This is a genomic window from Candidatus Obscuribacterales bacterium (assembly GCA_036703605.1).
Classification (GTDB): Bacteria; Cyanobacteriota; Cyanobacteriia; order RECH01; family RECH01; genus RECH01.
The window spans coordinates 71,482-82,417 of the sequence record DATNRH010001083.1 but is presented as its reverse complement, the minus strand read 5'-3'; the positions used below and the strand labels follow the sequence as shown (position 1 = coordinate 82,417).

The window sequence follows — 10,936 nt, the reverse complement described above, 5'->3', positions numbered from 1 at the left end:
AATCCCCAATCACGTCAGTAAATTTGTTCTCTACTTAAACAGCCAGTCTCATTCCAGTCTTACGTTCAAAGCCCTACTAGATAAGCGTTTCAGATCAAATGGCCCATTTTGGTCAGAATCTTTACCGCCGCCGATGCACGGACAGGAAGTGGGACTAAGCCCAGAGCATTGCTAAGCGTAGGCCGACATCGGTAGACAGGCACAGACCAAGTTGCGATCGCCATAGGCATTATCCACCCGGGCCACCGCTGGCCAGAATTTGCGCTGCCTCGTCCATGCCGTAGGATACACCGCTTGAGCACGGGAATAGGCGTGGGGCCATTCATCCACCGTGAGGCAAGCAGCGGTGTGGGGGGCATGTTTCAGGGGATTATCCTGGGCATCCATCGCTCCGGTTTCGATCTGGCGGATTTCATCGCGGATGGCGATCATGGCGTCACAGAACCGGTCTAGCTCAGGTTTGCTTTCACTTTCCGTGGGTTCTACCATGATGGTGCCGGCCACGGGCCAAGACATGGTGGGCGGATGGAAGCCGTAGTCAATCAACCGCTTGGCGATATCATCGACCTCAATGCCCACGGCTTTTTTGAAGGGACGTAGATCCACGATGCATTCATGGGCCACGAGCCCGCTATTGCCGCGATAGAGAATGGAGTAGTGATCCTCTAGCCGTTTGGCGATGTAGTTGGCATTGAGAATCGCCAGCTTGGTGGCATCGGTCAACCCCGTTCCGCCCATCATGCGGATGTACATCCAGGAAATTGGCAGGATGCTGCTGCTGCCCCAGGGAGCAGAGGCGATCGCTCCAATGCCCTGCTCGCCACCGGTGGGAATCAAGGCATGACCGGGTAAGAAGGGCACGAGATGGGCCGCGACGCCAATGGGGCCAACGCCAGGGCCGCCGCCGCCGTGGGGAATGCAAAAGGTTTTGTGGAGGTTGAGGTGGCAAACATCGGCCCCGAAGTCGCCGGGACGGCAGATGCCTACCTGGGCATTCATGTTGGCTCCGTCCATATAGACCTGACCGCCGTAGCTGTGGATGATCTCGCAGATATCGCGAATGCCTGCCTCAAAAACCCCGTGGGTAGAAGGATAGGTGACCATCAACGCCGCTAGCTGATCTCGATGCTTTTCTGCCTTGGTTTGCAGATCTGCTAGGTCAATATTGCCATCGCGATCGCACCCGACGGGAACGACGGTCATCCCGGCCATCACCGCACTAGCCGGATTGGTGCCATGGGCCGACTCGGGAATGAGGCAAATCTGTCGATGACCTTGCCCGCGCTGCTGATGGTAGGCGCGAATCACCAACAGACCAGCATATTCTCCTTGAGATCCGGCATTGGGCTGCAGGGAAATGCCAGCAAATCCAGTGATCTCCGCCAGCATGTCTTCCAACTGCTGGAACAGGATTTGGTACCCCTCGGTTTGCTCCACCGGCGCGAAGGGATGGAGCTGCCCGAATTCGGGCCAGGTGACGGGGATCATCTCCGCCGTGGCATTGAGCTTCATGGTGCAAGACCCGAGGGGAATCATGGCCGCCGTCAGCGATAGATCCTTGGCCTGCAGGTGATGGATGTAGCGCAGCAGTTCCGTCTCGGAATGGTAGGTGTTGAACACCGGATGGGTCAGGTAGGCCGACTGTCGCCAATGGTCGCGCAGGCGATCGCTGTGGGTTTGGGCCCGCGCCATCCAGGCATCGCCTTTCCCCTGAAAGGGATTGCCCGCGAAGACGGTGAGCAGATCGACAACATCTTGCTCCGTGGTGGTTTCATCCAAAGAAATCCCCAACTGCTGCCCTTCTAGCGGTCGCAGATTGATGCGCTGGGCCGCGGCTCGTTGAGCGATCGCCCCCAAACATTCCCCCGCTTCCACCGTCAGGGTGTCAAAGACCGGCACATTTTTGAGGGTGTAGCCTAAGCGCTCCAGACCGGCTGCCAGCAGCATGGTGAGCAGATGAATGCGGGTGGCAATGCGGCGCAGCCCCTGGGGCCCGTGATAGACCGCATACATGCTAGCCATCACGGCCAGCAGAACTTGAGCCGTGCAGATATTGCTGGTGGCGCGATCGCGACGGATATGTTGTTCTCGGGTTTGCAGGGCCAACCGCAGGGCCACCTGGCCATCCGCATCCCGCGAAACGCCCACCAACCGCCCCGGCAACTGACGCTTATAGACCTCGCGGGTGGCAAAGTAGGCCGCATGGGGCCCCCCATAGCCCATGGGCACCCCGAAGCGCTGGGTGCTGCCCACGACGATATCTGCGCCAAACTCTCCCGGCGGCGTCAGCAGGGTGAGGCTTAGCAAATCTGCCGCCACGGTGACTAAGCCCCCCGCTTGGTGTACCTGCTCAATCATCGGACGGTAGTCATAGACGCCGCCATCGGTGGCAGGATATTGCAGCAGCGCTCCCACGATCGCTTCTGGGAGTGCCTCGGCCGTGAAGCTGCGGTGGTCGCCCACGATCACCGTGATCCCTAGGGGCAGAGCACGGCTTTTCACCACCTCTAGGGTTTGGGGATGACAGAGATCCGACACCCAGAAAGCTTTCGCCTTGGTTTTACACTGTCCATAGCTGAGGGTCATGGCTTCCGCTGCCGCCGTGCCTTCATCCAGCAGCGAGGCGTTGGCAATGTCCATGGCCGTCAGGTCGGTCACCATGGTTTGAAAATTGAGCAGGGCTTCTAGGCGACCCTGGGCAATTTCGGGCTGGTAGGGGGTGTATTGGGTATACCAACCGGGGTTTTCGAGAATATTGCGCTGAATCACCGGTGGGGTGATGCAGTTGTGGTAGCCCATGCCGATATAGGAGCGAAAGACCTGGTTTTTGGAGGCGATCGCCCTTAGCTCTTGCAGGGCCTCATGCTCACTCACCGCCGTCGGCACGGCTAGATCCCGTGATAAACGAATGCTGGGTGGCACGGCCTGGTCAATCAAGTCAGGGAGCTGGTCATAGCCCAAGACCGCCAGCATGGCTTCAACATCAGCGTCGCTGGGGCCAATGTGTCGTGGTGCGAAGGCATCGGTTCCCGCCGCGATCGCCTTCAGATGGTCACTTAGGGTTTCACTCAAGGAGCGATCGCTCCCCACCCCATCGCCCCGTTTGGGTGTTGTAACGTCAGATGTGATCGCATAACCTACAGAGTCGGATGGCATGGACATGGGTAAACCCGTAAATGGCAACACTGCAAAATTTCTTTACTTATTGTGCATCACAGGCCCGCCTCTGTGCATCCTCTCAAGTCTAGGAAGGGCGATCGCCCCCGTCTGATTCGCAGGCGTTTACCCCATGCCGTAACGGCAGACGCCATGGTACCCTCAGGGAAGTTCTTCCGCAGCGATCGCCCATGGGTAGCCAATCCACTGCAAAAACTATTTTTCTGCTGGCCTCTATGGTGGGTTGGTTGATGGTGGGAGCCGCCTTGATGTACCTGTTTCCCGTGATGGCCGACGGGCTGGTGGGTTCTGAACTGACCCACCGTTGGCTAGAGACCTTGGCACGGAGTGGCTATAATCCGATGCTGGGCTGGGTGGGCGGTGGTGTTGTTTTGGGGATTACGGTGCTGGGAAACGTCATTTGGTACCAGCGATTTGATGCCAAGAGCCGTCGCCTTACTTTCCCCGGCGGCACTGATAGCCGTGAAGGGTCAGCCGACTAAAGAGCAGGGCCACTTGGTCGATTGCCTTGTCGCCGGGCGCGCGTTCGATGCCACTGGATAGATCGATGCCGTTGGGTGAAAGTGTTCCCAGAGCCTCTAGAACATTGTTGGGATTGATGCCTCCAGCGAGAAACCAGGGAATGGGGGGATGAAAGTGTCGTAGGGCATCCCAGTTTAGGGCATGGCCGGTGCCGCCCCGCAGGGTGGGATGGTAAGCATCGAGCAACAGGGTATCGACGACGTCGAGGTAGGGGTGGGTCATGGTTTGGGCATCAACGTCGTGTAGCTGCATGGCTTTGATCAGTTTCATCGTCGGCAAGCGATCGCGTAGGCGTTGACAAAACTCTGGTGATTCATCGCCATGGAGCTGGATTGCCGTCAAACCTGCGATGGTTGCGACGTCTTTAATCGTGTCTAGGTCAGCATTCACAAATACCCCAACCCTGGCCACGGCAGGGGGCAAGAGGTCTGCGATCGCTCGAATTTGCTGGGGGGGAATGTAGCGAGGTGAGTCGCGGACACAGATAAACCCGAGGGCTGATGCTCCCATCTGAGCGATCGCGGCCCCTTGGTCTGCTTGAGTAATGCCACAAATTTTGACCCGTAGCGTCGTCACAATCGCCTCCCTGCACAAATCTCATCTATCTCAGGACTACCACACAACCATCGCCATGACCTATGTCCTGAGACTATTCCTAGATGATTGGCGTACAAACTTTTGTTGCGAAAAACCAGCAAACTGTTAACTCTTTCAACGAAGGATAAGGGTAGGGGGCCCTGCTCTTTTATTCTAAGGGGCAAGACCTTCACGCTGAATTGGGAGAAAGCTCTAATGCATTCGATGGTGCTTGCGGCGGCGACAACAACGGCTTGGTCCTTTGATGTTGCATTGATTATGATTACCTGCAACCTCTTTGCGATCGCCATTGGCTATTATGCGATCCAGAAGCGCGGGGTCGGCCCCGGCCTACCGGTAGACATGCCAGCCATCTTTACCGGCTTTGGTATTCCTGAACTACTCGCCACGGCTAGTTTTGGTCATATCCTCGGTGCTGGAATGATCCTTGGTCTATCCAACGCTGGATTGCTGTAGTCCATTCAGATTCTGCTCCTACGCTTTGCCATAGTGGCTTGGGCGTTTTGGTACAACTTCAGTCATGCCAGGCGTCTACGCCTCACCTCAGTTCAACTGTTAGCAGCCTAACCGGCTGCTTTTTTTATCCCATGTCGCTTGATTAAGGAGGTGGACTCCATTCAAGGGAGCTTGCCGGGTTTCAAAGACCCTCAACCCTCTTCTCATCAGGATTTGAGCCTTGAGCGATATCGAAAGGCTTGCCAATCATGACGTCCTCCCACGTAAAATCACTTACTATGCCTCATCCAACTCAGGAGATCTAAAGCTTTGAAGCAACGTGGTACCGCAATTCGATGGATCGGCCTAGCCTTTATCGTGTCCTGGATGGTTTGGGTGGCGATCGCCCTCCTGCAGCCGACCAATGCCCAAGGGTATACCTATCGCTCGATCCATAGCCCCGATGGTATTGGCAAATTCTACATGGGGCGAGAAATTGCCAAGGTGATGGGGCATCAAGAGGCCCTGTGGCTAGAGCGCCCCGAGCGTTTGACCCAGGAACAACCCCAGGACGCGATCGCTGCCCTGCAGTTAAACCCCACTGATGTGATTGCTGATGTAGGCGCAGGTACCGGCTACTTTAGTTTCCGTATGGCAGCCCAAGTGCCCCAGGGGCAAGTGTTGGCGGTAGACATCCAGCCAGAGATGATTGATATCTTGGACTTTTTGATTGCAGATCAGCAAGTGACCAACGTGCAGCCCATTCTGGGCAGCGAGACCGATCCTCACCTGCCGCTTGAGTCCATCGACCTAGCTCTGATGGTTGATGCCTACCATGAATTTGCCTATCCTCAGGAAATCATGACTCATATTGTAGAATCGCTACGACCGGGGGGACGGGTGGCGCTGCTGGAATATCGGCAAGAAAATCCGCTGATTCCCATTAAAGGACTCCATAAAATGAGCCAGCGCCAAGTGCGTCGCGAGATGGCAGCGGTGGGTCTAGAGTGGCTAGAAACCCTTGATACGCTGCCCCAACAGCATGTGATCCTGTTTCAAAAGCCGCCGGTATCGCTGCAGGGATGAAGGCTAGGAGAACTAGATGCTGTGCTTTGGAATCGTTTAGGTGCGATCGCCCCCGATTCCGCATATGATTCTGAACAAGATTTCCCTGTGATGATGGAGCTAGTTTGGGCATGATAAATCCAGGCTAGAGCTTGCTGCAGGTTACTTCAATCTAGGATGAAAGGTAATGTAGAACTAGCTTTGGCATCTTTTTCATTAAGAAGTCATGCTGGTTGATTGACAAACGTTTGTGCCCCTCACCCCCAACCCCGCTCCCCAAGGGCGAGGGGAGCCGATCTACCCCTCCGCTCCGGTTCCCTCTCCCCTCGGGAGAGGGCTAGGGTGAGGGCTTTTGCCAATCTGCTAACACGTTTTGTCCGTCAACCAAGATGTCAGTCTTGTAGCTTTCTACGTTCCTGACTCCTGTAACCTGCTCGTTTCTCGTTCACCTCGTTGTTGTACTGCCCGTCCCAAGGAGGACAACCCATGGCCGCAAGTGATCAATTTAAAGAAGCCTTAGCTGCTGGAAATATTGGTAAAGCGTTAACCATTGCCCTCGGAGAAGCTGTTGAGCTAGACATCACCACCTGGGTTTCTGAAACGCCGCCGCCAGGGAGTGAAAACGCCGATGACTATAACCGTCCTCGCCCTGGGTTTCGCATGCATACCCGCATCAACATCGTGGATGGTGATATTGAAAATGAGATCGGGCGCGAGTTTTTAGATGGTCCCTATGCAGAGCTGCGCGACTTCCATCTCAGAGAAGTGGACAAAGGCATGGGCATCATTCGCCAAAATTTAGATAATCTTCAGCAACTTTTTCTGACCCTATCGGACACGCTGCAAGGTCTATCTCGCATGTCGCGATCGCGCCCCGTTAGTGCTGATCCCCGCCTTTTGTCGAGCAGTGAGTCTCATCCCGGATCTCCCCCAACTTCCTAATAACGCTCACAAAGTCATTGTGCTATCCAGGCTTGCCCCTAGTGTTGGTTGGTTGTTATCCGGAGCGATCGCTCTCGGTTGATAGTTTTAACCGTTGACCGCAATGATAACCGCAATGACATCCTGCACCGATGACCGAAAACAGATGATCACGAATGATTACGAACAGATAGCACAGCATGAGCCGGTATAGAATACGCGGCTTTGAGCTGTTTAATCTGGTCAAATCAACGATACCTGCCTGGGTGGCGTGGCATTCTAGCCTGACCATACAATGGAATAAATGCCATCTGCCTATCCATCCGCGCTTTCCTAATCCTCTTCACCAATAACAGTCATGACTGCACGGGATGAATTTTCGAAGGAACTACAAGCCGGCCGCTTTCAGCAGGCCCTTGCTACAGCTCTGACGGACGCGATAGAACTGCATGTCGTGACCTGGGTATCTACGGGTGATGGATCCGACTGGTCTCAGGGGGAAGAGCGCCCCAGCCCTGGAAAACGGATGCAAACCCGCATCAATATCCTAGAGGGCGATGTTGAACATGAAATTGGCCGTGAGTTCTTAGATGGGGCCTATAGCGAACTGCGAGACTTTCATGACGATCAGGTGAAGCGCGGGTTTGATATTATCCACGAAAATCTGCGTACGGTGCAGCATCTTTTTCAGGTGTTGGTGCAGGTTCGTCAAGGAAGGCGGCTTAGCGCGCCAGATGCATCCACGGTTGAACTGCCGACCGATGTACAAACACCGGGTCATGCTCTGAATGGCGCATGGCAGGGTGAACCAGTGGCCCATCCCTTGGGTGTGACGGCGGATGAACCAGCGTGGGCGATCGCTGAAAATCGGGTACTAGGCGATGCAGTAGTATCTGAGTCTGGGGCTGGTGCTGGAATTTTGGGAGCGGAACCGTTGATGGATCAGCCCATACCAGAGGCTCCCCTATCCTTGGATGATATTGGTCAAGACATCAATTTGGATGATTTGCTAGTGGAGCCGGGGCCCATGCTGCAGGATCAGGATCATCCTGAGCAACCAGATGCGGCAACGATGCTGGCCGATGATCCTGAGTTGGGAGACCTTGCGTTCCACAACACCTTAATCAGTTTGGATGAGGCGGATGCTATTTTTGATCATCCGTCTCTCGATCCTCTCCCCGGCGATGATTTGGACGTTTCAGATTTACTGTATGAGGATTTGGAAGAAGCGATCGCCCCTGAGGATCAGGTGGCAGATCAGAGTTTGGCAGAGACTGCATCGGTCGATGAGTTAATGGATGCAGCGGCAATTCTAAGGAATGATCCGGAGCTTGGAGATCTGTCGTACCTGCCTGACGGCGGAGATCGGGCTGAGCTAGACCTGCTGAACTCCGACGTAGACATGACTGCTTTGGAACCAGATATTTCAGAGCCCGATATCTCTGGACTGGAGGTCTTAGACCTGGATCTCTCAGAGCCGGATAGCTCTGATTTGGATCTCTCAAAGCCAGATGGCTTAGATCTGGAGGCTCTAGATTTAGAGGATTTAGATCTGGACGTCTCAGAGCCAGATCTCCAGTCAGATGACTTGTCTGTTGAGGCATTGAGCCCTGAGTTGCCTTCAGAGTCTTTCCCTGAGATGGGGGCTGAGGATCATGCTGCTACGGAAACGGTGAGTGCTGACATGATCGCTGCAGCGATCGCTTCGGCGGAACTGCCGGAAGATCTACAGCACCAGCTTGAGGTTGCGGCTAGTCAGGCTCCCCAAGAACCGCTGGTGGCGATGGATGTTGCAGAAGAACTGCATCTCCTAGAGCGCGATTTGCTGAATTCTTATACGGCTGCCGATCTTGAGGCGATGGTAGCGCCGGGCGATCGCGCTACAAATTTGCGATCGCTAGCGGAGATGACGCCTCTCCATCCTCTTCCCAAGAAACGACCACAGACGACCCCGTCTCCGGTAGAGCCGACGCCGGTCGCTGAGCCGGTCGCTGAGGAGGAATCTTTAGCAACCGCGATCGCTCTGGAGGAGCTTCAGATAGAAGAAGAACAGCAGGTTGGTGAAGAACTGCAGCTTGAGGATATGGAGCTTCAGTTAGGCCTGCAGTCTGATGAAGGTACGCAGCTTGTTGAAGAACTCCAGCTTGATGGAACAGACCTGCAGGTTGGCGACGAATTACAGGCCGATGACGAAGAACGCCTGCTGGATGGGGCGGAGTATCAAGGTGCTGAAGATTTGCTAAACGCAGACCTGCCGTTAGACGAAGACTTACGGATAGCGGATGAACTGCAGCTAGCAGACGAGCTCTCCTTCGATGAAGACTTGCAGCTAGAAGAAATAGGGGAGTTGCCTTCTGATGAACCTAGGGCTTTTCCAGAGCTTGACTCGGATGTTTTGGAGCAGGCTGATTTCATACAAGCGATCGCGTCTGATCCTGGCATTGATGACCTAGAGTTTGAGTCGGAGTCAGTGATTGACCTCCCGCCAGATGAGCCAAGTTTTGATGAAGCGCTGGAAATGTCAGAAGATGAGCTGTCTGACTTATTTGAGCTAGAGAATACTGAGCATTTAGAATCAGAATCTTTCCTAGCGCCAGAGCTTCTCTCTATGGATGAGACGGCTGCCGAGACTTTGGAGTCTGCCGCGATTGATGAGCGAGGGATGGAGGATGAGTTACCAGATGGCGAAGCAACTTATCTGGATAGTGATTTAGACAATTTAGATTTAACCGATGACCTGGTCAACGAGTCGGAGGAAGGTCTGGAGGATGACTTAGAGGATGAGTTTACGAGCACAGAGGTCACGGAAGATGCCCTGCAGGATTTTCAGGTTTTTCTAGGTCAGTTTGACGAGGATGATCAGTCAGTATCATTGCCGTCTCTGACGGATGAGGACAGACCAGATGATCTGTCGGATCTCAACGATCTACTTGTTGAGAGTGATCTGAATCCCTCATCTGTTGAAGAGGCTCTAGTCTCCACTCTGGAACCCGAGGCGATCGCTCTCGATTCCGATTCCAACTCCGATTCCGACGTATACGAAGAGTTGTTTGCTGAGTCAGAGCCAGAAGCGATCGCTCTCGACACAGGCTCGGACGACTACGAAGAGCTGTTTGCTGAACCGGAACCTGAAGCGATCGCTCTCGATACCGACTCCGATTCCGACGTATACGAAGAGCTGTTTGCTGAATCGGAGTCAGAGGCGATCGCTCCTGACTCGAACTCGGAAGTTTATGAAGAGCTATTTGCTGAATCAGAACCCGAAGCGATCGCTCTCGATTCCGACTCGAACGATTACGAAGAGCTGTTTGCTGAACCGGAGCCAGAAGCGATCGCTCCCGACTCAGATGTAGACGAGGGGTTGTTTCCAACATTAGAGCCCGAAGCGATCGCTGAGGTGGATGATCTAGATCTGTCGCATTTCGAGCCTTCTGCCGAGGGCGTTGATGTAGAAGCTGACCTGGATCCCTTTGCCATCCCGTCTGTGGAGCAGCAAGAGCCTGAGGTTTTGGAAGCTTCAGACGATATGGACTTCGGTGAGCTGATGGAGCAAATGAATGACTTGGATGAGTCTGATGCTGATGATGAACCCTTTTCATTGATGGACGATCTGCCCAGCAGCACGGATGATCCTGCCGCTATATCGTTCGACCTGCCGCAGGACGAACCCCTTATCCTCTCAGATCAGCCCAGCTCTTCAGCGAGTTCTGTGGAAAACTTGGACTGGATTAATTTGAATGCTGACGATGAGTCGGCGGATGATGATGCCGATCCTCTAGGTTTATTCACCGATCTGGAGCTAGAGCCCAATGCTGCTCCAGATGAACCTGATATGTTGCTGGATCTGCAGGATGAACTGACCTCTACGGAGCAACAATTAGAAGAATTGTTTGACCAAACAGCCGATCCGGATGGGACGGTAGAGCAACTGCTAGATGAAGAGGTGGACCTTAGCGATCTTTGGGAGGCCATGGAAGGATCGGCCGATCCGATGAAATCATCGTCATCAGCTCCCACCGAGCATCCTCAACATCCTTCAAATCTACCCGACCCTTGGGATGATCTGAATTCCTAGGGGCTCCGGCCACTTTGAGGAAGAATACAGTATCATATGGCGATCGCACTAGGTGATCAGCTTCTGTCGTGAGCCTCAGAGCGATCGCATGCTTCTGCATGGTCTCACCAAACGACCTGCCGGTTCACCTCAGGACATTCACCG

At 54.3% G+C, this 10,936-nt stretch carries 7 protein-coding genes; 5 read left to right on the top strand and 2 right to left on the bottom strand.

Annotated elements, in window-relative coordinates; all coding sequences use genetic code 11:
* Positions 1 to 171: 171 nt before the first annotated feature.
* Positions 172 to 3,162 (bottom strand): aminomethyl-transferring glycine dehydrogenase, encoded by a 2,991-nt coding sequence (gene gcvP, locus V6D20_22500; GenBank protein ID HEY9818552.1) that lies wholly within the window; start codon positions 3,160 to 3,162, stop codon positions 172 to 174.
* Between the two features lie 185 nt (positions 3,163 to 3,347).
* Here gcvP and V6D20_22495 point away from each other — a divergent pair, with 185 nt between their 5' ends.
* Entirely contained in the window at positions 3,348 to 3,659 is a 312-nt protein-coding gene (locus tag V6D20_22495) for a hypothetical protein (GenBank protein ID HEY9818551.1), read from the top strand.
* On the opposite strand, the gene V6D20_22490 is transcribed toward V6D20_22495, so the two are convergent.
* On the bottom strand, positions 3,613 to 4,275 hold the full coding sequence (locus V6D20_22490; GenBank protein ID HEY9818550.1) for a phosphoribosylanthranilate isomerase: 663 nt from the start codon (positions 4,273 to 4,275) through the stop codon (positions 3,613 to 3,615). The two genes, V6D20_22495 and V6D20_22490, sit on opposite strands and share 47 nt — an antisense overlap.
* Positions 4,276 to 4,500: 225 nt before the next feature.
* Here V6D20_22490 and psaK point away from each other — a divergent pair, with 225 nt between their 5' ends.
* The 4 genes from psaK to V6D20_22470 all read left to right on the top strand — a co-directional run bounded on the left by psaK (position 4,501) and on the right by V6D20_22470 (position 10,792).
* Positions 4,501 to 4,752, top strand: a complete 252-nt coding sequence (psaK, locus tag V6D20_22485) for a photosystem I reaction center subunit PsaK (GenBank protein ID HEY9818549.1) — start codon at positions 4,501 to 4,503, stop codon at positions 4,750 to 4,752.
* Between the two features lie 309 nt (positions 4,753 to 5,061).
* Positions 5,062 to 5,817 (top strand): methyltransferase domain-containing protein, encoded by a 756-nt coding sequence (locus V6D20_22480; protein ID HEY9818548.1) that lies wholly within the window; start codon positions 5,062 to 5,064, stop codon positions 5,815 to 5,817.
* A gap of 465 nt (positions 5,818 to 6,282) precedes the next feature.
* Positions 6,283 to 6,738, top strand: a complete 456-nt coding sequence (locus V6D20_22475; protein ID HEY9818547.1) for a hypothetical protein — start codon at positions 6,283 to 6,285, stop codon at positions 6,736 to 6,738.
* A 337-nt stretch (positions 6,739 to 7,075) separates the two neighbouring features.
* Complete coding sequence (locus tag V6D20_22470; protein ID HEY9818546.1) at positions 7,076 to 10,792, top strand: hypothetical protein; 3,717 nt, start codon at positions 7,076 to 7,078, stop codon at positions 10,790 to 10,792.
* The last annotated feature ends 144 nt before the right edge of the window (positions 10,793 to 10,936 follow it).

Bases quoted from the DNA above. Each gene is read 5' to 3' on its own strand.
- V6D20_22470 (HEY9818546.1), top strand. From the start codon at position 7,076: ATGACTGCACGGGATGAATTTTCGAAGGAACTACAAGCCGGCCGCTTT.
- psaK (HEY9818549.1), top strand. From the start codon at position 4,501: ATGGTGCTTGCGGCGGCGACAACAACGGCTTGGTCCTTTGATGTTGCA.
- gcvP (HEY9818552.1), bottom strand. From the start codon at position 3,162: ATGTCCATGCCATCCGACTCTGTAGGTTATGCGATCACATCTGACGTT.
- V6D20_22475 (HEY9818547.1), top strand. From the start codon at position 6,283: ATGGCCGCAAGTGATCAATTTAAAGAAGCCTTAGCTGCTGGAAATATT.
- V6D20_22495 (HEY9818551.1), top strand. From the start codon at position 3,348: ATGGGTAGCCAATCCACTGCAAAAACTATTTTTCTGCTGGCCTCTATG.